At 72.7% G+C, this 22399-nt stretch carries 23 protein-coding genes; 15 read left to right on the forward strand and 8 right to left on the reverse strand.

Annotated features, from left to right (window positions below; all coding sequences use genetic code 11):
- Nucleotides 1–41: 41 nt before the first annotated feature.
- On the forward strand, nt 42–806 hold the full coding sequence (locus ACWEN0_RS37580; RefSeq protein WP_451984525.1) for a class I SAM-dependent methyltransferase: 765 nt from the start codon (nt 42–44) through the stop codon (nt 804–806).
- Here ACWEN0_RS37580 and ACWEN0_RS37585 read toward each other — a convergent pair.
- Nucleotides 782–1372: a TetR family transcriptional regulator gene (locus ACWEN0_RS37585; RefSeq protein WP_451984527.1), complete on the reverse strand. Its 591-nt coding sequence runs from the start codon at nt 1370–1372 to the stop codon at nt 782–784. The genes ACWEN0_RS37580 and ACWEN0_RS37585 overlap by 25 nt on opposite strands.
- A 97-nt stretch (nt 1373–1469) precedes the next feature.
- Between ACWEN0_RS37585 and ACWEN0_RS37590 the strand changes: the two genes are divergently transcribed.
- Entirely contained in the window at nt 1470–2369 is a 900-nt protein-coding gene (locus ACWEN0_RS37590; protein ID WP_451984529.1) for an SDR family oxidoreductase, read from the forward strand.
- Nucleotides 2370–2388: 19 nt separating this feature from the next.
- Here the strand turns inward: ACWEN0_RS37590 and ACWEN0_RS37595 are convergent, their stop codons facing one another.
- The gene (locus tag ACWEN0_RS37595; RefSeq protein WP_451984531.1) at nt 2389–4044 is read right to left on the reverse strand and encodes an alpha/beta fold hydrolase; all 1656 of its coding nucleotides are present in this window, start codon (nt 4042–4044) and stop codon (nt 2389–2391) included.
- A gap of 337 nt (nt 4045–4381) precedes the next feature.
- On the opposite strand from ACWEN0_RS37595, the gene ACWEN0_RS37600 reads away from it, so the two are divergent.
- Entirely contained in the window at nt 4382–5338 is a 957-nt protein-coding gene (locus tag ACWEN0_RS37600; protein ID WP_451984583.1) for a zinc-binding dehydrogenase, read from the forward strand.
- On the opposite strand, the gene ACWEN0_RS37605 is transcribed toward ACWEN0_RS37600, so the two are convergent.
- The 5 genes from ACWEN0_RS37605 to ACWEN0_RS37625 all read right to left on the reverse strand — a co-directional run bounded on the left by ACWEN0_RS37605 (nt 5335) and on the right by ACWEN0_RS37625 (nt 9402).
- Entirely contained in the window at nt 5335–6258 is a 924-nt protein-coding gene (locus ACWEN0_RS37605) for a pentapeptide repeat-containing protein (protein ID WP_451984585.1), read from the reverse strand. The genes ACWEN0_RS37600 and ACWEN0_RS37605 overlap by 4 nt on opposite strands.
- 186 nt (nt 6259–6444) lie before the next feature.
- Nucleotides 6445–7362: a PDR/VanB family oxidoreductase gene (locus tag ACWEN0_RS37610; RefSeq protein ID WP_451984533.1), complete on the reverse strand. Its 918-nt coding sequence runs from the start codon at nt 7360–7362 to the stop codon at nt 6445–6447.
- Nucleotides 7362–7520, reverse strand: coding sequence for a hypothetical protein (locus tag ACWEN0_RS37615; protein WP_451984535.1), 159 nt, complete (start codon nt 7518–7520; stop codon nt 7362–7364). The genes ACWEN0_RS37610 and ACWEN0_RS37615 overlap by 1 nt, the downstream gene beginning before the upstream one ends.
- Nucleotides 7517–8548, reverse strand: a complete 1032-nt coding sequence (locus ACWEN0_RS37620; RefSeq protein WP_451984537.1) for a Rieske 2Fe-2S domain-containing protein — start codon at nt 8546–8548, stop codon at nt 7517–7519. The genes ACWEN0_RS37615 and ACWEN0_RS37620 overlap by 4 nt, the downstream gene beginning before the upstream one ends.
- Nucleotides 8549–8631: 83 nt before the next feature.
- On the reverse strand, nt 8632–9402 hold the full coding sequence (locus tag ACWEN0_RS37625) for an IclR family transcriptional regulator (protein WP_451984539.1): 771 nt from the start codon (nt 9400–9402) through the stop codon (nt 8632–8634).
- A 191-nt stretch (nt 9403–9593) separates the two neighbouring features.
- On the opposite strand from ACWEN0_RS37625, the gene ACWEN0_RS37630 reads away from it, so the two are divergent.
- The 5 genes from ACWEN0_RS37630 to ACWEN0_RS37650 are packed head-to-tail and all read left to right on the forward strand — an operon-like array spanning nt 9594 to nt 13931.
- Entirely contained in the window at nt 9594–10634 is a 1041-nt protein-coding gene (locus ACWEN0_RS37630) for a glycoside hydrolase family 43 protein (RefSeq protein ID WP_451984541.1), read from the forward strand.
- Between the two features lie 54 nt (nt 10635–10688).
- Nucleotides 10689–11009 carry a copper resistance protein CopC gene (locus ACWEN0_RS37635; RefSeq protein ID WP_451984543.1) on the forward strand — a complete coding sequence of 107 codons (321 nt, stop codon included), beginning with the start codon at nt 10689–10691 and terminating at the stop codon, nt 11007–11009.
- A gap of 37 nt (nt 11010–11046) precedes the next feature.
- Entirely contained in the window at nt 11047–11928 is an 882-nt protein-coding gene (locus ACWEN0_RS37640; RefSeq protein ID WP_451984545.1) for a LysR family transcriptional regulator, read from the forward strand.
- A gap of 57 nt (nt 11929–11985) precedes the next feature.
- Nucleotides 11986–13044, forward strand: coding sequence for a tartrate dehydrogenase (locus ACWEN0_RS37645; RefSeq protein ID WP_451984547.1), 1059 nt, complete (start codon nt 11986–11988; stop codon nt 13042–13044).
- Nucleotides 13041–13931 carry an alpha/beta fold hydrolase gene (locus ACWEN0_RS37650; protein ID WP_451984549.1) on the forward strand — a complete coding sequence of 297 codons (891 nt, stop codon included), beginning with the start codon at nt 13041–13043 and terminating at the stop codon, nt 13929–13931. The genes ACWEN0_RS37645 and ACWEN0_RS37650 overlap by 4 nt, the downstream gene beginning before the upstream one ends.
- Here ACWEN0_RS37650 and ACWEN0_RS37655 read toward each other — a convergent pair.
- Nucleotides 13856–14467: a TetR/AcrR family transcriptional regulator gene (locus ACWEN0_RS37655; protein WP_451984551.1), complete on the reverse strand. Its 612-nt coding sequence runs from the start codon at nt 14465–14467 to the stop codon at nt 13856–13858. The two genes, ACWEN0_RS37650 and ACWEN0_RS37655, sit on opposite strands and share 76 nt — an antisense overlap.
- An 88-nt stretch (nt 14468–14555) precedes the next feature.
- On the opposite strand from ACWEN0_RS37655, the gene ACWEN0_RS37660 reads away from it, so the two are divergent.
- From ACWEN0_RS37660 to pqqA, 7 genes are all read left to right on the forward strand, one after another.
- Nucleotides 14556–15953, forward strand: a complete 1398-nt coding sequence (locus ACWEN0_RS37660) for an FAD-dependent oxidoreductase (RefSeq protein WP_451984553.1) — start codon at nt 14556–14558, stop codon at nt 15951–15953.
- The gene (locus tag ACWEN0_RS37665) at nt 15953–16282 is read left to right on the forward strand and encodes a putative quinol monooxygenase (RefSeq protein WP_451984555.1); all 330 of its coding nucleotides are present in this window, start codon (nt 15953–15955) and stop codon (nt 16280–16282) included. The genes ACWEN0_RS37660 and ACWEN0_RS37665 overlap by 1 nt, the downstream gene beginning before the upstream one ends.
- Before the next feature lie 113 nt (nt 16283–16395).
- The gene (locus ACWEN0_RS37670) at nt 16396–17775 is read left to right on the forward strand and encodes a LytTR family transcriptional regulator DNA-binding domain-containing protein (protein ID WP_451984557.1); all 1380 of its coding nucleotides are present in this window, start codon (nt 16396–16398) and stop codon (nt 17773–17775) included.
- Nucleotides 17776–17791: 16 nt separating this feature from the next.
- Nucleotides 17792–19885: a catalase/peroxidase HPI gene (katG, locus tag ACWEN0_RS37675; RefSeq protein WP_451984559.1), complete on the forward strand. Its 2094-nt coding sequence runs from the start codon at nt 17792–17794 to the stop codon at nt 19883–19885.
- A gap of 97 nt (nt 19886–19982) precedes the next feature.
- Nucleotides 19983–20444: an MSMEG_3727 family PQQ-associated protein gene (locus ACWEN0_RS37680; RefSeq protein WP_451984561.1), complete on the forward strand. Its 462-nt coding sequence runs from the start codon at nt 19983–19985 to the stop codon at nt 20442–20444.
- A 10-nt stretch (nt 20445–20454) separates the two neighbouring features.
- Complete coding sequence (locus ACWEN0_RS37685; protein ID WP_451984563.1) at nt 20455–22155, forward strand: PQQ-dependent dehydrogenase, methanol/ethanol family; 1701 nt, start codon at nt 20455–20457, stop codon at nt 22153–22155.
- A gap of 27 nt (nt 22156–22182) precedes the next feature.
- Entirely contained in the window at nt 22183–22278 is a 96-nt protein-coding gene (gene pqqA / locus ACWEN0_RS37690) for a pyrroloquinoline quinone precursor peptide PqqA (protein WP_451984565.1), read from the forward strand.
- Nucleotides 22279–22399: the final 121 nt, after the last annotated feature.

Raw genomic sequence — 22399 nt, forward strand, 5'->3', positions numbered from 1 at the left:
GAGCCCGTGGTGCTCCGTCCACAAGAGACAGAGGAACGCCGATGGGTGACGACGCCTGGGCCGCGCTGGCCGGCTCCTTCGCCGACGACGCGTACGCCTCGGTGAAGGGGCGCGTGCGCACGTACGTGTTGCACCGCCAGCTGCTGGCGCACCTCCCGCCGCCACCGGCCGCGGTGCTCGACGTCGGCGGTGGCGCGGGCCACCAGTCGTTCCCGCTCGCCCGGGCCGGCTACGACGTCACCCTGCTGGACCCGTCACCGGCGATGCTGGACAAGGCACGCGACCGGCTTCCGGCCGGCCTCCGGGTGACCTTCGTGCAAGCCGACGGCGAACACGCCGCGGACGCGGTGGACGGCCGGCGGTTCGACGCCGTCCTGTGCCACGGCGTCCTCGGCTACCTGGACCGGCCCGAGCCGCTCGTCGAGCAGCTGTGCCGCTGTGCCGGACCCGGCGGGATCGTCTCGGTCATGACCGGCAACGCGCACGCGATGGCCGTGCGCCCGGCCCTGGAACGCCGCTGGGACGACGCGCTGGCGGCGTTCGACGCCCGCAGCGAGGTCGGCGTGCTCGGCGTCCCGACCCGGGCCGACACCGTCGAAGAGCTGGGCGAGCTGCTCCGGAGCCGGGGTGTCGCGCCCGTGGAGTGGTACGGCGTCTGGCTCTTCGTCGACTGGCTCGGGTTCGGCGGCGCCGAGGTCGACCCGGCCGACACCGAGAAGGTGGCGCGGGTCGAGTTCGAGGCCGGCCGGCGCGACCCCTACCGCCGGCTCAGCCGCGTCTTTCACCTGGTGGGGCGCAAGGGCTGAGCCTGCTCGGCCAGCGTGAGCAGCTCGCCGAACACAGCCGCGGAGATCGCGGCCAGCGATCGCTCCTCGTCTTCGCGCAGCCACTGGATGAACGAGATCCCGAACACGGTCGTGCCGGACTCCGCGGCCAGGGTGGCCGCGAGGTCGTCGACGCCCCGGGCGCGCAGGGCCCCCGCGACCGCCGTGGCCAGCGTGGTCAGCTTGTGCCGCTCCCGCTCCTGCAGCGCGGGGTTGCGGTCGATCACGGACTGCCGCGTGCGGGAGTGCGGGCGGCGCTCGTCCGGGAAGAAGGTCGCCGCCGACTCCAGGGCCGCGGCGACGACTTCGAGCGGGGACGCCTCCGGCGGGGCCGCGTCCACGCCGGCCAGGAACGCCTTGACCAGCAGTTCCTGGCCGTGGAAGAGCACCTCGCGCTTGTCGCTGAAGTGCCGGAAGAAGGTGCGTTCGGTCAGGCCGACGGCCTGCGCGATCTCCGCCGCGGTCGTCTGCTCGAACCCGCGGGTCGCGAACAGTTCGAGGGCGGCCCGCTGCAGCCGCTCCGGGGCTCCCGGTTCCCAGCGCACCATGCTCCCGAGTCTAATGATGACAGCGACTGACATGAAGGCGTAGGGTGGCGTATGTCAGCCACTGACATCGATTCTCTCTCGCATTGGAGTGCACGTCATGCGCGTTTTCGTCACCGGGGCCTCCGGCTGGATCGGCTCCGCCGTCGTCGACGAGCTGGTCGCCCACGGCCACGAGGTCACCGGGCTGGCCCGGTCCGCCGCGTCCGCCGCGAAGCTCGAGGCCAAGGGCGCCGGGGTCCGCCGCGGCGACCTCGACGACCTCGACGGCATCCGCGCCGGCGCCGAGGCGGCCGACGCCGTCATCCACCTGGCGAACAAGCACGACTGGGCCGACCAGGCCGCGACGAACGCGGCCGAGCGGGCCGCCGTCCAGACCATCGGGGACGCGCTCGCGGGCAGCGGCCGTCCGCTGCTGCTGGCGTCGGGGATCGCCGGCATCCAGCAGGGCCGGCCCGCGACCGAAGCCGACCCGTCGCCGTTCCACGGCCCCGACTCCCCGCGCGGTGGCACCGAAAACCTCGCCCTGGAGTTCGCCGACCGCGGCGTGCACCCGGTGAGCCTGCGGTTTTCGCCGACCGTGCACGGCACCGGTGACCACGGGTTCATCGCGATCCTCTCGGCGATCGCCCGCGAGAAGGGCGTCGCCGGCTACCCGGGCGACGGCACCAACCGCTGGGCGGCGGTGCACGTCGCGGACGCCGCCCGCATGGTCCGGCTCGGCCTCGAGAAGGCCCCGGCGGGCGCGCGCCTGCACGCGGTCGCCGAGGAAGGCGTGCCGACCCGCGAGATCGCCGAGGCGATCGGCCGCGCGTTCGACCTGCCGGTGGCCTCGATCCCGGCGGCCGACGTGCCGAGCCACTTCGGCTGGCTGGGCGGGTTCTTCGCGATGAACCTCGCGGCGACGAGCACGGGCACGCAGGAACTGCTCGGCTGGACCCCGGCGGGCCCGACGCTGGTCGAGGACCTCGACGCGGGCGCGTACTCCGCGGCTCGGTAGCCGCCACACCGCGGTCCCGTCAGCGGCCGCGGTTGAGCTCGCTGATCGACTCCTGGAGCCGTTGCCGCGCGGGCGAAGTCGCGTCGCGCGGCGCCGGCTCCGGCGGCTCGGTCGGGTCGCCCGCCGGGCCCGCGACCGGGAAGACGTCCTTCTCGCCGGGCAGCGGGACGCCCGGGCAGATCGTCGCGGCCGGGCGGGCGGCGCCGCGGAACCAGCCGCTCACCAGACCGTCCACACAGGAATTGCCGCTGACGGCGTACTGGCCGTGGAACGGCGAATCGGCCACCGAGAGCATCGGGACCCCGGCCGCCCGCGCCGCCGACTCCGCCTGTTCGTAGCCGGTCTGGGGATCGAACTCGCCCTGCACCACCAGGACGTTCTTCGCGGCCTCCGGCGGCAGGTTCGGCAGCGGGTGGCTGGGCGGGTCCGACCAGTAGCCGCACGGTTCGCTGAGCCCGTACGCCCAGCCGAACAGCGGGTACTCCGGCCCCTGCAGGTCGCTGAGCAGCTTGTACCAGGCCGCCGCGCGGGTCGGCTGGTCGCCGCACGCCACGGCCAGGCGGGTGCCCGGCACGTCGGCGTAGTCCGGCTGGGCCGCCGCGACGTCCGCGGCGGTCAGCCGGGCCGCCGGGCGGCCGAAGACCGCGCGGGACACCGGGTCGAGCGCGGCCGGCGGCGTCTTGCCGTCGAGGGCTTCGACGCCCTTGGTCAGGATCAGCGCGCCGACCAGCCACTGCTTCGCGTTGCCATTGCCGACGAAGAGGTGGTCGTAGACGTCCGGCGAGAGCCCCTGGCCGCCGAAGTACGCGCGCACCCGCTCCCAGGTCTTCTTGACCTCCGCGGCGGTCTTGCCCAGCTGGTCCGGGAACCGGCGGGCGAGCCACGGCGCGTAGACGCGGTCGAACTGGCGCTGGTCGATCTTCGGGAACGCTTCGAACGCGGCCTGGAGCCGGCCTTCGAAGTTCACGCTCGAGTCGAGAACGACCTTGCCGACGTGCCCGGGGAACAGCGACGCGTACTTCGCGCCGAGCCAGGTCCCGTAGGAGTAGCCGAGGTAGTTCAGCTTCTCGTCGCCCAGCAGCGCGCGGATCAGGTCCATGTCGTGCGCGGTCTGCCAGGTGGTGACGAACGGCGCGAGCGCGTTGCTCTGACAGGCCTCGGCCACGGCGCGCGGCGTCCGCTGGTGCAGGGTGATGCTCCGCGCCGAGCGGTCGCGCGCGTCGAGGTCGTCGTCCTGCGGGATCCGCCCGGTCGGCACCCGGCAGACGAAACCGGCGTCGTCGCCGCCTTCCTGCCCGGTGCCGCGGGGATCCATGCCGACGAAGTCGAGGTGCTCGTTCACCGCCGGCTCGAGCCCGGCCAGCGTGTCGGCCAGCGACGTCCCCTGGCCGCCGGGCCCGCCGGGGTTCACCAGGATGGCGCCTTCTCGTGCGCCGGTGGCGGGGACCCGGCTGATCGACACCTTCAGGTCGGTCCCCGCGGCGGGCGCAGCCCAGTCCCGCGGGACGGTGATCAGCGCGCACTGCGCCTTCGCCGCCTTGAACGGGCACTTGTCCCAGGCGATCTTCTGGGTGAGGTAGGGCGCGAGCGGATCGGGCGTGGTCGCGGCGGCGGGCACGGCGGCCGCCACCAGGATCGAGACGGCGATGGCCAGCCCTGCCTTGGACGTCCGCACCGCAGCTTCCTTCCTCGCTCCCCGGCAACCCGGCCCCACCCAAGCACGGCGGGCGGGGCCGGGGCAGCCCGAAGACCACCGTTCGCGACACGGATTCCCTCGATCCGGTGATCAACTCGGCGGTTCGGCCACGTCCTCGTCCTCGGGCTCTTCGCGGTCGGCCTCGGGGATTTCGACGTCGAGGTCGACGTCCGGGGTGCCCGGCGGGCGCGGCACGTCGGGGGTGAGGGGCAGAACGCCGTGTCCACAGTGGAGAGCACGGCCTTGGCCGGGGCGCGGCCGAAAATGCTTTGCCGGAGCGATCTTCGCGTGCGACGGTGACGCCGTGAGCACGACGATGCGAGCCGCGGTCTGCGTCGGAGCCGGTGGCCCGGAGACCCTGGAAGTCCGTGAAGTGCCGGTCCCGGCGGTCCGCGAGGGCTGGAGCCTGGTGCGGGTCGAGGGCGCCGGCCTGAACCGGTCGGAGCTGCGGACGCGCCAGGGGCACTCCCCGGGCGTGCGGTTCCCGCGGGTGCTCGGCATCGAATGCGTCGGCGTCGTGGCCGCGTCGAGCGATCCCGCGCTGCCCGAGGGCACGACCGTCGCGGCGGTGATGGGCGAGATGGGCCGCGAGTTCGACGGCGGCTACGCGGAATACGCCCTGCTGCCGAACGCCTTGCTGATGCCGATCACCACCACCCTGGCCTGGGACGTCTTCGCCGCGCTGCCCGAGACGTACCTGACGGCCCGCGGGGCATTGGACGCCTTGGCCGTCGCGCCGGGCCAGAAGCTGCTGATCCGCGGCGGGACGTCGTCGGTGGGGCTGGCGGCCGCGTCGATCGCGGCCGGCCACGGGCTCGAAGTCGCGGCGACGACGCGAAACCCGGAGAAAGCCGGCGCGCTCACCGCGGCCGGCGTCCAGCACGTCCTCATCGACGACGGGTCGACCGACCTCGGCCCGGTCTGGCCCGGCGGGCCGGACCGCGTGCTGGACCTCGTCGGCGCGCGCACGGCGGTGGCGTCGCTGCGGCTGGTCCGCCGGGGCGGCACGGTCTGCGTGGCGGGCTCGCTCAGCGGCTGGTCGATCGCGGACTTCCAGCCGGTGGCGATGATCCCGTCGGGCACCCGGCTGACGGCGTTCCACAGCGACGACATGAAGGGCCGCGCGGAGGTGCTGCAGCGGATCGTCGACGAGGTCGAGGCCGGCGTCTACCGGCCCAACGTCGACCGCGTCTTCGCGCTGGACGACATCGTCGAGGCCCACCGGTACATGGAGGAGGACCGGGCCGCCGGCAAGCTGGTCGTGCTGCCCTAACCCGGCCGCGTCGCCCAGCCGCTGTCTTCGGCGGCCTTGAGCGTGCAGTCGCCGACGAGGGTCAGTTCGCCGACCTGCTGCCCGGGCGCGGCCGTTCGCAGGTCGGCGAAGTCCCGGACGCTCGCGTCGGGAACCCGCCACAGGCCCTTGACCTCGGCGTTCAACAGCGACAGCCCGCCGTCGAAGCGGGCGCGGTGCAGGTCGGTCCGGCCGTGGAAGGTGGCGCCGGAGAACAGCGCCGGCCGGTCGACGCGGACGCGGCCGAGCCGGTTGGCGCCGTGCAGCCGCGCGCGGCGGGCGATGAGCCGGCCGAGCCGGCGGCCGGTCAGGTCCAGGTACTCGAGGTGCGCCGCGGTCAGGTCGAGGTCGTAGAGGGCCGCGTCCTCGTCTTCGGAGCGGGGGAGCAGCGCGGCGATCAGGCGCTGGGCGGTGAGCCGGACCTGCTGTTCGCGGTCGGCTTCGGCGATGCGCTCGGCCGGCCAGGCCTCGTCGGGCTCGACGATCGCCTCGTCCGGGTTGTCCGGCTGCGCGGCGTAGCTGGGGTGCGTGAACGGCCGCCGCAGGTACGAACACAGCACGTCGAGCACGGTCTGCGTGTAGGCGGGGCGGTTGCGCGCCAGCCCGGCCAGCGCGTGCAACGCACCCACCCTGACCTGGTCGGCGTCGTGGCCGAGCAGCTCGACGGCCTTCGCGAACTGCTCGTTCTCCGTCCGCTCGCGGTCCTGCTGCGCCCGGTTGCGCTCGACCTCGTGACGGGCCTCCTCGGTGCGCCGCCGCCGGTCGTTGATCCACAGGGCGTACAGCGCGAGGATCGCGCCGCCGGCCAGCCCGCCGGTCTTGAGCGCGTCACCCCGCGGCGTGGCGGGGTCGCCGAGCAGCCACCCGGTGACCAGCAGCAGCGCGCAGCCCGCGCCCAGCATGCTCCCGACCAGCAGCAGCCGGTACCGCGCGGGCCGCGAGCCGAAGAGGGCCATCGCCGCGAAGACGAGGGCGGCCACGCCGAGCGCGACACCGGGGACCAGCAACCAGACGACACCCATGACCCCGGATTGTGGCGGTCGGTCCGCCCGCCCGTCGACGGGGACCACGGACCCGCGGGAGCGTGGTCAGAGGTCGAGGACGAGCCGGGGTGAGCACGAGCGTGACACGCAGATCATCATCACGTCGCCCTCGCGCCGTTCCGCCGCGGTCAGCACCGAGTCGCGGTGGTCCGGGGTTCCGCCGAGCACACCGGTTTCGCAGGTTCCGCACGTGCCTTCCTGGCAGGACGACAGCACGCTCACCCCGGATTCCCCGACCACTTCGAGGATCGACCGGTCCGCGGGCACCTCCAGCACGCGACCGGACCCGGCGAGCTCGACTTCGAACGCCGTCTGCGGCCCGTCGTCCGGCTTCGGGGCGAACCGCTCGACGCGCAGAGCGTCCTCGGGCCAGCCGGCGCACAGCTGTTCCACCGCGGCCAGCAGGGGTTCCGGGCCGCAGCAGTACACCGCGGTGTCCGGGCGCGGCTCGGCCAGCAGGGCCGGCAGGTCGAGGAGCCCGTGTTCGTCCTGCGGCCGGATCGTCACGCGGCCTTCGTGGCGCCGGAGTTCTTCGGTGAAGGCCATCGACGACCGCGTCCGGCCGCCGTACACGAGCTGCCACTCGCGGCCCGCCTCGGCGACCTGCTCGATCATCGGCAGGAGCGGCGTGATGCCGATGCCGCCCGCGACGAACAGGTAGCGCTTGGCGTCGACGAGCGCGAAGTGGTTGCGCGGCCCGTCGACCTGGACCTGGTGCCCGGCTTCGAGTTCGTCGTGGACGTACGCCGAGCCGCCGCGGCCGCCGGGCTCGCGCAGGACCGCGACCTGGTAGGGGTCGCCGGGACGGCCGCACAGCGAGTACTGCCGGACGCCGCCGGGCAGCACCAGGTCGACGTGCGCGCCCGGTTCCCAGGCCGGGAGCGGCTGCCCGCCGGGCGCCCGGAGCGTCAGGCGGACGACGCCGTCGGCGAGCTTTTCCTTGGTTTCCACCAGGAGCTTCATCAGTGTCCTTCGGGGTGGGCGAGCAGCCATTCCCACAGCTGCACCGGGTCGTCGAACTCGCGCTCCGCCGAGCAGTGGCAGACCGCGCGGAGCCGGTCCGTGCCGAGCACCCAGTGGATGCGGTAGACGCGGTCGCCGGTCAGCATCGGGCGCGTCACGACGTCACCAGCCGCTGCAGCAGCCGCCGGGCCGCCAGGCCGCCGGTGTCGATGTTGACCGAGAGCTCCTGGTAACCGTCCGGTTCGGCGGCGATCACCCGCTCGAGGACGTCCAGCGCTTCGACGTCCTGCAGGACCACCGTGCGGTTGTTCTCCGCGAGGAACGCCGACACGTCTTCGTCGTCGAGCGCGAAGTCCCGGGCCACCGCCCAGAAGTCGTGCGTCGAGTGTTCGGTTTCGGGGGTGATCGCGTAGACGACCTCGACGTGGAAGGCGTCCGGGTCGCTGCCGTCCGGGTGCGGCACCGAGCCGACCGGCGCGATCCGGCTGTGCAGCTTGTACAGGCACGGCGGCGTGTACTCGATGTCCTGCCAGCGCGTGATCCGGCCCTGCAGGCCGGTGGACTTCGCGTAGAACGGCGGGCACGCGGCGTCGGCCATGTGCCGCGACACGTAGACGATCCCGGCCTCGTCGTCGACCTCGGTCGTGATCGGCGTTTCCGCGACCTCCGGTGTGCCGATGTAGCCGCCGTGCAGATACGTCTCGTGCGAGAGGTCCAGCAGGTTGTCGACGAGCAGCGAGTAGCGCGCCCGCAGCGGTTCCATGCCGGCGACCGTCGTGTACCCGGGCGAGTCGAGGTAGGGCGCCCGCGGGATCTTCGCCGTGCCGGCCTTCTCCGGGTCGCCGATGAACACCCAGACGAAGGAGTCCTGCTCCACCACGGGATAGCGCGTCAGCCGCGCGGTCCGCGGCACCCGGGCCTGGCCGGGCACGGACACGCACCTGCCGTCGGTGCCGTAGGTGAAGCCGTGGTACCCGCAGACGACCTGGTCGTCGACGAGCCGGGACGGCGCCTGCGACAACGGAAAGCGCCGGTGCACGCAGCGGTCGGCCATCGCGGTGACGCCGCCGTCGCGCGTCCGCCAGAACAGGATCGGCTCGCCGCAGATCGTGCGGCTGAACAGGTCCCGGCCGATCTCGGTGCCGTAGGCGGCGACGTACCACTGGTCACGGGGGATGGCGGTCATCGTGTTCGTCCTTTCGTGGCGGGGCTCACAGCGTGCGGCAACGCTCCGCCGCCCACGAAGGGCGATTCCATAAGATGGAAAACTCAGCCGAGGGCGCGCGAGATCGCCCGGGCGCTGGTCATCACCAGTGGTGCCAGCGTGTGCGGGGTCGCGCTGCCGTGCCGCACGACGAGCGACACCGCCGCGACCACCTGGCCGCGGCCGTCGTGGATCGGCGCGCCGACCGAGAGGCTGTCGAGGGTGACCTGGCGCTCGCTGATGGAGAACCCGTGGGTGCGCACGTCGGCCAGCATGTGCCGCAGCCGGTCCGGATCGGTGACCGTCGCGGTGGTGTACCGCTCGATCGGGCTGCCGAGGACGTCTTCCTGCACCTCGGCGGGCGCGTGGGCGAGCAGGACGAGCCCGACCCCGGTCGCGGTCAGGGCGAACCGCCCGCCGACGCGCGTCAGCACCGGGACGGCGCCCGTCCCGGCGATCCGTTCGATGTAGACGACCTCGGTGCCTTCGCGGACGGCGAGCTGCACGTTCTCCCGGGTGATCTGGGAGAGGTCTTCGAGGAACGGCAGCGCGCGTTCACGCAGGCCCAGCCCGCGTGGCGCGAGCGAGCCGAGCTCCCAGAGCCGCAGCCCGACGCGGTAGGCACCCGACTCGTCCCGTTCGAGCGCGCCCCATTCGCAGAACTCCCGCAGCACGCGGTGCGCGGTCGCGGCGGGCACCCCGGCCCGGCGGGCGATCTCGCCCAGCCGCAACACCGGCCGGTCCGGCGTGAACGCGCCGAGCACCCGCAGGGCACGGCCGAGCACGGGCCCGGTGGCCCCGGGAGCACGACCTCGATGCGGCACGGCCCCGAGCATAAGCCGCGGCCGGCCGGTCAGGCGTGCCGGAGCTGTCCGCGACCCGCGCCCGGCGCTCACCGGTTCAGACCAATCTTGGGGGTTCTGGATCGAGCAAGCGCTTGCGGCGCTACCGGATCCGGGCGGTCCCGGGTGATCCTGCTGTCGGTTCCCGGACCCACCCGAGCCGGGATCAACCGAGGGACGTGGTCATGAAGCTCTCCCGGTTCTTCCTGTGCGCAGTCGTTTTCCTGCTCTTCGCCGCCGGTGTCGCGCAGGCCGGGCAGACGAGCCTGCGGGCCGCCGATCCCAGTGTGCTGCGGGTCGGCTCCACCTACGTCGGCGTGCAGTCCTCCGGGGGCGGGATAGTGGTGCGTCAAGCCTCCTCGCCCGACGGCCTGGCGAGCGCCACCGCCCGGCGGATCTGGTCGGACAGCCGGGGTCTCGGCGAAGTGTGGGCCCCCGAAATCGTCACCGACGGCGGCCGGTTCTACGTCTACTTCACGGCCGGGACCGGGGCGGCGCACCGGATGTACGTGATCAGCTCCAGCACCGCCGACAGCGGCTACACCGCCGAGACCCAGCTCGCGCTCCCCGACGGCAAGTGGGCCATCGACGGCACGATGTTCACCTTCGGCGGGCAGCGCTGGTTCGTCTGGTCCGGCTGGGCGGGCGACACGAACGTCGAGCAGAACCTCTACATCGCGCGGATGAGCAGCCCGACGACGCCGGCCGGGGCCCGGTACGTCATTTCCCAGCCGCGCGAGAGCTGGGAGCGGGTCGTCGGCAACCCGTACATCAACGAGGCGCCCGAAGCCGTCAAGGACCCCAACGGGCAACTGCACATCGTCTACTCGGCCAACGGCAGCTGGAGCGACCAGTACTGCCTGGCCGAGCTCCGCCTGCGCGCCGGCGGCGACCCGACCTACGTGTGGGACTGGTACAAGTCGAACGGCTGCCTGTTCGGCTCGAACCGCGCCACGATGATGACCGGCTGGGACCCGACGCTGTACGTCAACGGCCCTGGCCACAACAGTTTCGTCCTGCTCGACGGCGACATCGCGACGAGCCCGCCCGCCGGCCCGAAGTTCCCGCTGATGTTCCACGCCGTCCCGAAGGGCACGCCGTACTCGTGGGCCAACCGGTACTGGTACACGGGAAGCTTCTGCTGGTGGGGCTCGACGACCTACAGCCGGGCCAACGTCCCGGGCCCGAACACCGACACCGGTTGGAGCCTCAAGTTCTTCGAGTGACCTCATGACGCGCGCCGGGAGCCGAGGAGCAGCAGGCACAGGACGGCGATCCCGGTGACCAGCCCGGCGACGAGCAGCATCGGATCCAGCGACGGCCCGGCGTCCGTTGTGGACGCTCGCGTCACGACCCCGCTGCGCCCGCTCGGCGCGGTGGGCACCTACACGATCCGGTATCGAGTCACCTCGGCGGACGGCCACCCGGTCTCCGGAGCGGTCCCGTTCCGGCTGACGACGGCGGGCCCGGGCGCCGCGGCTCCGGCAGCGGCCGCTCCTCCACCGGCGGAGGAGCGGATGCCGCTGTGGCCGTGGATCACGGGCGGCGCGGTCCTGCTGGGCACGGGGTTCGCGGTGGCCCGCCGGGTGGCCCGCGGCTGAGGGGTGGGCTACGCCCTTTCCTGCCAGACTGGCCCGCATGGACGCCCGGCACCTGCGCTACTTCCTCGCCGTCGTCGACCACGGCAGCGTGAACAAGGCCGCCGTGGCGCTGTACGTCGCGCAACCCTCGCTTTCGCAGGCTCTTCGCGCGCTCGAACGAGATCTCGGGCAGGACCTCTTCCACCGCGTCGGGCGGCGGCTCGTGCTCACCGATGCCGGCCGGGCGCTGATCGAGCCCGCGCGGCAGGTCGTGCGCGGGCTCGAGAACGCGCGTGCCAGCGTCGAATCCGTCGCGGGGCTGGAGGCCGGGCGGATCGAGATCGCGGCCATGCCGTCGCAGGCCGTCGAGCCGCTGGCCGGGATGATCAAGGCCGTCACCGAACGCCATCCCGGGCTGTCGGTGTCCGTCCGGGCGGCGTTCACCGCCGGCGAGGTCGTCGCCCAGGTCCGGAGTGGACAGACGGAGCTGGGGCTGCTCGGGGCCGGTGAGCCGCTCGCCGCCGCGGGTGTCGAGGTGCGGGACGTCGGGACGCAGCGGTTCGTGCTCGTCGGCCCGGAGGACGGGCCGTTCGCGCCCGGCAGCGTCGTGCGGCACGAAGACCTCGCCGGGCACCGCGTGATCGTCGGCCAGCTCGGCACCGGCATGCGGCAGCTGGTCGACGAGATCCGCGCCGGCGGCGTCGACCTGACCGAAGTCGTCGAAACCGAGCACCGCGAAGCGATCCTGCCGCTCGTGCTCGGCGGCGTCGGGGTGGCCGTGCTCACCGACTCCTGGGCGCCCCTCGCGCGGCAGGCCGGCGCCCTCGTTCTCGAGCTCACGCCGGCGCGGCACCTGCACCTCGCCCTGGTCAGCCGGACCGGCGGCCTCACGCCGGCCGCGAAGGCCTTCCTCGACGTCGCTTATAGCCTGAGCCGATAACACGGGGTGGGACCACGTCTTGGACGCGGCCCTCGGGCGGGTGATGCCATCGAGGACATGGTCACCCACCGCATCGCACTCATCCCCGGGGACGGCATCGGCCAGGAAGTCACGCCCGCCGCCTGCCGCGTGCTCGACGCCGTCGGACGGCGCCACGGCGTCACGTTCGCCTACGACGCCTTCGACTGGTCCTGCCGGCGCCACACCGAGCTCGGCGCGATGATGCCCGACGACGGCCTCGACCGGATCCGCCACCACGACGCGATCTTCCTCGGCGCGGTCGGCGACCCGTCGGTGCCCGACCACGTCTCCCTGTGGGGCCTGCTCATCCCGATCCGCCGGACCTTCCGCCAGTACGTCAACCTCCGGCCGGTGAAGGTCTTCGAAGGCGTCGAGAGCCCGGTGCGGCGGGCGCGCCCCGGCGAGGTCGACCTGGTCGTCGTCCGGGAGAACGTCGAGGGCGAGTACAGCGAGATCGGCGGCCGCCTCGGCCGCGGCTTCCCGGACGAGATGGCGGTCCAGGAGGCCGTGTTCACCCGGGCCGGCACCACCCGCGTCGCCGAGTACGCCTTCCGCCTGGCCGGGCGGCGCCGCGGCCGGCTGACGTCGGCGACCAAGTCCAACGGCATCGTGCACACCATGCCGTTCTGGGACGAGATCGTCGCCGAGACGGCCGCCTCCCACCCGGACGTCACCTGGGCCGCCGAGCACATCGACGCGTTGTGCGCCAAGGTCGTCCTCGATCCCGGGCAGTTCGACGTGATCGTCGGGTCGAACCTGTTCGGCGACATCCTGTCCGACCTGACCGCGGCGGTCGCGGGCGGCATCGGCATCGCCCCGGCGGCGAACCTCAACCCCGAGCGCGACTTCCCGTCGATGTTCGAGCCGGTGCACGGCTCGGCGCCGGACATCGCCGGCCGCGGCACCGCCAACCCGCTGGGCGCGATCTGGACCGCGGCGCTCATGCTGGACCACCTCGGCCACGCCGAAGCCGCCGAGGAGGTCGAACGCGCCATCGCCGGCGTCCTCGCCGGCACGGCCGTCCGCACGCCCGACCTCGGCGGCACGGCGACGACCGAGACCTTCACCCGAGCCGTCCTGGAGCACCTTTCATGACCTTGCCGGACACCTTCGCCCACCGCTCGGTCGACGCCGACGGGGTGCGGATCCACTGCGCCGTCGGCGGCGACGGGCCGCCGCTCCTGCTCCTGCACGGGTACCCGCAGACGCACTTGATCTGGCACCACGTCGCCCCGAAGCTGGCCGCGGACCACACGGTCGTGCTCGCCGACCTTCGCGGGTACGGCGACAGCGACAAGCCGGCCCCGGGCGACGGTGACGTCGAGTACTCGAAACGCGTCATGGCCCGCGACCAGCTCCTGGTGATGCAGGCGCTGGGCTTCGTCCGGTTCGGCGTCGCGGGGCACGACCGCGGCGGCCGCGTCGCGCACCGGCTCGCCCTCGACGCGCCGGAGGCGGTCTCGGCCTTGGCCGTGCTGGACATCGTCCCGACCCGGCACGCCTTCGACCACGCGGACAAGGAATTCGGGCTCGGCTACTTCCACTGGTTCTTCCTGGCGACGGGCAACGGCATCCCGGAACGCCTGATCGGCGCCGACCCGGAGTTCTGGATCACGGCCCGGATGAACGCCCGCCACCACGGCGGAACCCCGTTCGACCCGGCGGCGATCCGGGAGTACGTGCGGTGTTTCGCCGATCCCGCGGCCATCGCGGCGTCCTGTTCGGACTACCGGGCGGCCGCGGGCGTCGACCTGGAGCACGACGCGGCCGACGCCGGGCGGAAGGTGCGAACGCCGCTGCTGGCCCTGTGGGGCGAGCACAGCTTCGTCGGCCGCACCTACGACGTGCTCGACGTCTGGCGGGCGTACGCCCATGACGTCCGGGGACGGGCGTTGCCGTGCGACCACTACGTCCCGGAGGAGCGGCCCGAACTGGTGGCCGCCGAGCTGAGCGAGTTCTTCGGCACGGGGTCGGTGAGGTAGTGGCGGATGACCGGCGCGACCCACGCCGTCAGCTCGTCGCGGCCCATGTCCGCCAGCGGCGGCACCTTCAGCACGTAACGCGAGAGGGCCAGGCCGAGGATCTGTGAACCCAGCAGCGCGGCGCGCTCGGGTGCGTGGTCGGCCACGACCGCGGCGACGGCCGGGGTCACCTGGCCGGTGAACAGCTCCAGCATCTTCGCCGCCGCCGCTTCGCTGGTCGTCGACGCGCGAAGCAGTGACAGGAATCCGGCATCGTCCTCCCAGACGCCGAAGAACCGCGGCATCAGCACGGCCGCGAGGTCCGCCGCGGGCACCCCGGTGAGGTCCGGCAGGTCCAGCTCGAACTCCGCGGCCGCCGCGAAGAGGCCCTCCTTCGTGCCGTAGTAGCGGACGACCATCGCCGGGTCGACGCCGACGTCCGCGGCGACGTCGCGCAGCCGCACCCGGTCGAAACCCTGGGCACCGAAGCGGGTCCGGGCGGCCTCGAGGATCGCGGCGCGGGTGGCGGGGGCGGAGCGGCGGCGGGGCGGGGTCACCCCGCCAGCATAAGTCACCGGCGGTTGACTTACTGCGCGGACGCTGGCTACCGTCTAAGTCACCCGCTGTTGACTTAGGAGGTTGCCGGTGGACACCGTGGATGTCGTCGTGGTCGGGGCCGGTCCGACGGGCTGCATGCTGGCCGGGGAACTGGCCCTCGCCGGCCGCTCGGTCGTGGTCGTCGAGAAGCACGCCGAAGCGTCACCGCTCAGCCGGGCGTTCGGGACCCACGCCCGGACCCTCGAAGTCCTGGACGCCCGTGGCCTCGCCGACGAACTGGTCGCCACGGGCACGAAGGCGGGCAGCCTGAGCCTGTGGAACAGCGCGGGCCTCGACCTGACCCGGCTTCCGTCGCGGTTCCCGTTCCTGCTCGTGACGCCGCAGCGCAGCGTCGACACCCTGCTGGAGAAGTACGCCCGCGACCAGGGCGCGCAGCTCGTGCGCGGCGTGGGCGTCACCGATGTGACCACGCGGGACGACGGCGTCGTCGTCCGCGCCGGCGAACTGGCGTGGAAGGCGTCCTACGTCGTCGCCGCCGACGGTGCGCACAGCACGATCCGCGGCCTGACCGGCACGGACTTCCCGGGCAAGGTGCTGCTGCGCTCGATCGTGCTCGCCGACGCCCGCCTCGCCGAGCCGCCGGACACGGTCATCACGGTCGACGCCGTCAAGGACAGCTTCGCGTTCCTCGCTCCCTTCGGCGACGGCTGGTTCCGGGTCATCGCCTGGGACCGGCGCCACGAGGACGACCCGGACTTCCGCGCCGAACCGGCGGTGGTGCGCGACATCCTCCGGCGCACGATGGGCACCGACTTCGGCATGGGCGAGACGCGCTGGATTTCGCGCTTCCGCAGCGACGAACGCCAGATCGGCGCCTACCGCTCGGGTCGCGTGTTCTTCGCCGGCGACGCCGCGCACGTCCATTCGCCCGCGGGCGGGCAGGGCATGAACACGGGCATCCAGGACGCCGCCAACCTCGGCTGGAAGCTGGCCGCCGTGCTCGGCGGCGCCGACCCCGCGATCCTCGACACCTACCAGGCCGAACGGCACCCGGTCGGCAAGCTGGTGCTCCGCACGAGCGGCGCCACGATCCGGATGATGACGGTGCGCTCGTGGCCGTCGCGGTTCCTCCGCAACCACGCGATCGGCGCGCTGCTGCGCAACCGCCGGTTCGCCCGCAAGGCCGCCGGGGTGTTCACCGGGACCGGCATCCGCTACCGGCGCAAGGCGTCCGAGCACCGGCTGGCCGGCACCCCCGCGGGCGATCTTCCGCTGCGGGACGGCCGGCTGCCGGAAGCGTTGCGCCGCGGCGGTTTCGTGCTCGTCGCGGGCCGGGACGCCGGGCGGGTCGCGGCGCCCGTGCCGGTGGCGCACCGCACGGACGACGGGCCGGGACTGCTGGTGCGCCCGGACGGTTACGTCGCCTGGGCCGGCGACGTCACGTCCGGGGACTGGGCCGCGGTCCTGGGAAGGTGGACCCGCTGATGCAGGTCGTCGTCATCCGCTTCACCGTCCGGGAAGACTGGGCCGGGCGCTGGCTCGACGTCGTCGAGGAGTTCACCCGCGCCACCAGAGCCGAAGCCGGCACGCTCTGGTTCTGGTGGGCGCGCAGCGTCGACGAACCGAACGTCTTCTTCCTGCTGGAAGGGCACCGCGAGGAAGGCGTCGAAGACCACCTGAAGTCGCCGTTGATCCCGAAGATCCAGCGTGAGTGGCCGGCGGCGCTCGTCGAGACCCCGCGCGTGCTCATGACGACCCTGCCCGGCAACGGCTGGCCCGAACTGGCGCTCCTGCCGGTGCCGGGCGGCGGGTGAGAACTGCGGCGATCGGCGGTACGAGTTCCGCTGCCCGAGGGACATACGCGGCGCCGCACCGGTCCTTAGAGTGGAATGCCCAGTCCGCGCTGGGGCGAAGGTGGTTGCCCACCATGATCGACGCACATCGGTTCGACGGAAGAGGCCCCGGCGGCGGCGCCGTGTTCGAAGCGTGGGAACGGTTCGTGCGCGGCGAGGACCAGGTCCCCGGCGTCCGGCCCGTGGTCGCGATCTCCTGGCACCGCTGCCGGGAGCAGTACCGGGTCGACCCCCACCTGAGGGAGGCGCCGGTGGCCGCCGCCGGGCGCGAGCACTCCCCGGAACACGACCTCGTCTTCGCCGAACTCGGCTTCCGCGCCGCGTCCGTCGCGCACGAAATGGGTGCCTTGCACGGCGCCGTCACGGTCACCGACGCGGCCGGCCGGATCCTCGGCGAGTGGGGCGATCCGGCGACGCTGGCCCGGGCCACCGACTTCAACCTGGCGCCGTGGTTCTGCTGGTCCGAGTGCGCGGCCGGGACGAACGGCATGGGGACGGCGCTGGAAGCGCACGGCCCGGTGCTGATCAGCGGCGCCGAGCACTGGTGCCAGGCGTTCCACGGCTGGGTCAGCGCTGGCATCGCGGTCCGCGACGTCGTGACGGGGGAACCGATCGGGGGCCTGAACCTCTCCTGCTGGCACAGCCGCCTGCCCCCGTCCGCGGGCGGGTGGCTGGCGGACGCCGTCGCGAAGACCCAGCGCGCGCTCAAGCACCGGGCCCGCGACATCGGCGCCGAGCTGGTCGCCGCCTACTCACAGGCCGGGGCCCGCTCCAGCACCCCGCTCGCGGTGGTGGACACCGCGGGCAAGGCGGTGATCGCGGACGACCGGGCGAGCGTGCTGATGGGCGTCCCGGCGTCGACCCCGGCGATCGACGCCTCCCTGCGCTGGAACCCGGGGCTGCCGGCCCTGATCGCCGCCGTCCGGCACGCCGGCGAGCAGGCGGCCCGCAACCCGGACTGGGTCGGCTCGACGCGGATCTTCACCCACCTCGCCGACGAGCCGACGGCGATCAGCATCCGGCCGGTCTTCTCGTCCGCGCACCTGATCGGGCACCTGGTCTCGTTCGGGGTCGGCGAAGGCGCGCCGCTGCCGCCGCCGGACGGGCCCGGCGTGCCACCGCGCCGGGTGGTCGGGATGCGCGAGAACCGGATGGTGCTGCTGCGGCTGCCGGAAGTCTCCCTCGCGGAGTCGGAGGGCAACGACGTGTGGCTGTCCACCGCGCAAGGACGGCTGCGCGCGGCGTCCGCGAGCCTGGACAAGCTCGACACCGAGCTGGCCGGGGCCGGTTTCCTGCGGGTGCACCGCCGGTACGTCGTCAACCTCAGCCGCATCCGGGAGATCGAGCGCGGCCACAAGGGCGAGCTGCGGCTCGTCATGGACGGCGGCGCGAACGAGATGGTGCCGGTCTCCCGCCGCAACGCACCGGCCGTGCGCCGCGCGCTGAACATCTGACCCGCGGAGGACGGCCGTGCGTGGAATCCGCGACTGGTGGCCCGGCCGGCTCGACCTGGGCCGGCTCCGGCGGCACTCGGCGGGTCCCTTCGGGCCGGACTTCGACTACGCCGCCGAGTTCCGGACCCTCGACCTCGACGCCGTCGCACGGGACGTCGACGAAGTGCTGACGACCTCACAGGAGTGGTGGCCCGCCGACTTCGGCCACTACGGGCCGCTCGTGCTGCGGATGGTCTGGCACTGCGCCGGGACGTACCGGATCGGCGACGGCCGCGGCGGCCCGGGCGCGGGCCTGCAGCGCTTCGCCCCGCAGAACAGCTGGCCGGACAACCGCAACCTCGACAAGGCGCGGCGGCTGCTCTGGCCGGTCAAGCGCAAGTACGGCCGCAAGATCTCGTGGGCCGACCTGATGGTCTTCGCGGGCAACCGCGCCCTGGAGACGATGGGCTTCACGACCTTCGGCTTCGCGGGCGGGCGCGAGGACGCCTGGGAGCCCGACGAAGACGTCGACTGGGGGCCCGAGCACGCCTGGCTCGGCGACGAGCGGCACGACGGCGTCCGGGAGCTGCGGCACCCCCTCGCGGCCGACCAGCAGGGCCTCATCTACGTCAACCCGGAAGGGCCGAACACCGTCCCGGACCCGCTCACCTCGGCCCGGGACATCCGCGAGACGTTCCGCCGCATGGGGATGTCCGACGAGGAAACCGTCGCGCTGATCGCGGGCGGGCACACGTTCGGCAAGACGCACGGCGCCGCCGACCCGGACATCCACCTCGGGCCCGCCCCCGAAGGCGCGGCCCTCGAAGAACAGGGCCTGGGCTGGCGCAGCGGGTACCGCACCGGCACGGGCGCGGACGCCATCTCCAGCGGCTTGGAAGGGACCTGGACGCCCACCCCGACCCGGTGGGACAACAGTTTCCTCGAGACGCTGTTCGGCCACGAGTGGGACCTGGAGCTGAGCCCCGGCGGGCGGTGGCAGTGGATCCCGCGGGGCGACGGCGGGGCGGGCACCGTCCCGGACGCCCACGACCCCGGGAAAACGCACGCCCCGACGATCCTGACGACGGATCTGGCCCTGCGCGTGGACCCGGGCTACGAACCGATCGCCCGGGGCTTCCTGGCGCACCCGGACCGGTTGGCAAGCGCTTTCGCCCGGACCTGGTTCAAGCTGACCCACCTCGACCTGGGGCCTCGCGAGCGTTACCTCGGCCCGCTGGTCCCGGCGGAACGGCTGCGGTGGCAGGACCCGGTGCCCGCCGTGGACCACGAACTCGTCTCGGCGGCGGACATCGCCGTGCTCAAACGGGAAATCCTCGCGTCCGGGCTGACGGTCGCCCGGCTCGTCTCGACGGCGTGGGCGTCCGCCTCGACGTTCCGGGTCAGCGACATGCGCGGCGGCGCGAACGGCGCCCGGATCCGCCTCGAGCCCCAGCGCCACTGGGAGGTCAACGAACCCGGGCAGCTGGCGCACGTGCTGCGCGTCCTGGAAGACGTCAGGCAGTCTTCGGGCAAGAGGATTTCGCTGGCCGACCTGATCGTGCTCGGCGGCGTGGCGGCCCTCGAGCAGGCGGCCGGCGTCGAAGTCCCGTTCACCCCGGGACGAACGGACGCGACGCAGGAGTGGACCGACACGGAGTCTTTCGCCGTTCTCGAACCGGCCGGCGACGGATTCCGCAACCACGAAGGAAAAGCGCCGGACCCGGAGCGGCAGCTGGTCGAGCGCGCGAGCCTGCTGGGCCTGAGCCCGCCGGAGATGACGGTGCTCGTGGGCGGTCTGCGTGTCCTGGGCGCGAACCACCGGAACTCGCCGCTCGGCGTGTTCACGTCCCGGATCGGCTTGCTGACCAACGACTTCTTCGTGCACCTGCTCGACCCGGGCGTGCGGTGGCAGCCGGCCGGCGACGTCTTCGAGGGCCGGGACCGGGTCACCGGCGAGCTCCGGTGGACCGGCAGCCGGGTCGACCTCGTCTTCGGCGCGAACTCCGAACTCCGTGCGCTGGCGGAGGTCTACGCGAGCGACGAGGGGAAGTTCGTGCGTGACTTCGTCGCCGCGTGGGACCGGGTCATGAACCTCGATCGCCAGTGGGGCCCGATCGGCTGTGAACGGTAGCCGGTCGCCGGTGAACGGCGCGAGGCCCGTTCGCGCGCCACGCCCGGCGTAGCTTGATTTCCGGCCATGGAGATCGGGGTGAGGAGGACGAAGGCCGATGACGAGCATCCAAGAACGGACCGACCTGCTCAACAAGATCGGGTTGGACGCGCAGAACAAGGCGGCGCTGGGCGCCGTCCTGGGCACCGGGAACATCGGGCAGGCCCTGGAAGGGCCGGGCGGCCGGCTGCAGGCCACCATCCGCATCAACCCGGACGAGCTCACCTGGGATCCGTCCATTTTGGTCATGCCGCACGGCGGTGACCTGGAGCTCGAGCTCATCAACGACGACCGGAACACACACTGCGCCCTGCTGCCGAGCAACGGCGACCGGAAGTTCATCTGGCTGGTGAACCACTCCAAGGGCCGCGCGACGCTCAATCTCGACGGGCCGGGCTACTACTGGTTCAGCTCGCCCACGGGCAACGACGAGGGCCGGGGACTGACCGGCGCGATCGTCGTCCTCGGGGACGCGCCGCCGGAGGCCCGCCTCGACCGACCCCAGCAGCCGCGGCCGTGAGGAGGACGAGATGACTGTCGACTACGTGGACGCGGGCGAGGCCATCGACCAGGGCACGCTGAGCGGCAAGGTCGCGGGCGGCGAGGTCGCCCCGCCGGTGGTGGCCCGGCTCGGGTACGAGCGCATCCTCGACGCCCGGTCCGAACCCCACAACTGGCTGACGTACTACGGCGCGTACGACGGGCAGCGGTACAGCCCGCTGGACCAGATCAACACCGAGACCGTGCACCGGCTCGTGCCCGCGTGGATCTTCCAGGCCGGCACGACGGGCCTGATCGCGGGCGCGTCGACCTACTCGTTCGAGGCGGCCCCGATCGTCGTCGACGGCGTCATGTTCCTTTCCGGCTGGGACGGCTGGGTGTGGGCCCTCGACGCGAAGACGGGCGTGGAGATCTGGCGCTACAAGCACGCCGTCCCGTTCGACGTCTCGCTGTGCTGCGGGAACGTCAACCGCGGGGTGGCGGTGGCCGCGGGCAAGGTCTTCTTCGTCGCGGCGAACGCGCGGCTGATCGCGCTCGACGCCACCACCGGCAAGCGGGTGTGGGCCAAGACCTACGGCGACGTGCGCGCCGGCGAGAGCGCCACGGTCGCGCCGCTGGTCGTGAAGAACCTGGTCATCGTCGGCAGTTCCGGCGGCGAGTTCGGCGTGCGCGGGCACCTCGACGCGTTCGACCTCGAGACCGGCGACCACCAGTGGCGCTGCTACATGGTGCCGAAGCCCGGTGAGCCCGGCTCGGAAACCTGGCCGTCCGAAGGCGAAGCGTGGGCGCGCGGCGGCGCGAACTGCTGGCTCACCAGCACGTTCGACGCCGAGACGAACCTGCTCTACGTCGGCACCGGCAACCCGGCGCCCGACTTCGACGGCGAAGTCCGCGAAGGGGACAACCTCTTCACGGACAGCATCGTCGCGGTCGACGTGGACAGCGGCCGGATCCGCTGGCACTACCAGTGCACGCCGCACGACCTGTGGGACTACGACAGCATCGCCGAATGCATCCTGTTCGAGCACGACGGCCGCAAGCTGCTCGGGCACTTCGACAAGAACGGCTACTTCTTCGTCCTCGATCGCACGAACGGCTCGCTGGTCCGGATCACGCCCTTCGTGGACCGCATCACCTGGGGCGCGATCACGCGCGACGGCCGGGTCACGGCGAAGGTGTACCCGGACAAGGAAGGCGTGCCGGTCCACTTCTACCCGGGCCCGGCGGGCGCCAAGGAATGGACGCACGCGTCCTACAGCCCGAAGACGGGGCTCTTCTACGTCCCGGTGCAGGACACCGGGGCGACGGCCACCCGGCGGCGCCGGGAGTTCCGGGAGAGCATCCCGTACTGGGGCGCGGGGGTCGCCGTCGACATCGACGACATGGCCGGCTCGATCAGTGCCTTCGACGCGAGCGGCGAAGAGAAGTGGCGCTGGCGCAACGAACTCCCGATGTGCGCGTCGACGCTCGCCACCGGCGGTGACCTGGTGTTCGCCGGTGAGCCGTCCGGCGAGTTCAACGCGCTGGACGCGCGCTCGGGGAAGCTTTTGTGGCAGTTCCAGTGCGGCAGCGGCCACCACAGCAGCCCGACGACGTATTCCGTCGACGGCCGGCAGTACGTCGCCGTGCCGGTCGGCTGGGGCGGCTGGGCCGAGGGCTTCCTCCCCGGCATGCTCGGCGCGGGCCACGGCAGCGCGCTGGTCGTCTTCGCCCTGCCGGAAACGTCGTGACGCGGCCCTGCGAATGGAGGTGAGTCCATGGAGTCACAGCTCGTCGTGTGGGAGACGCCGGAGTTCGACGAGATCGCCGTCGCACCCGAGGTGACGATGTACGTCGCCCAGCTGGACGACTGACACCACCGCTGTCGTGAGTGGTCGGGCGATGGGAACCGCCCTGACCTTCGACACGTACGCAACCGAATCGTCCATGCCGGGGTGGGACCGCAGCGCGACCGTCCGGGCGACGAGGTCGGAC

The sequence above is a fragment of the Amycolatopsis sp. NPDC004378 genome (genome assembly GCF_053602455.1).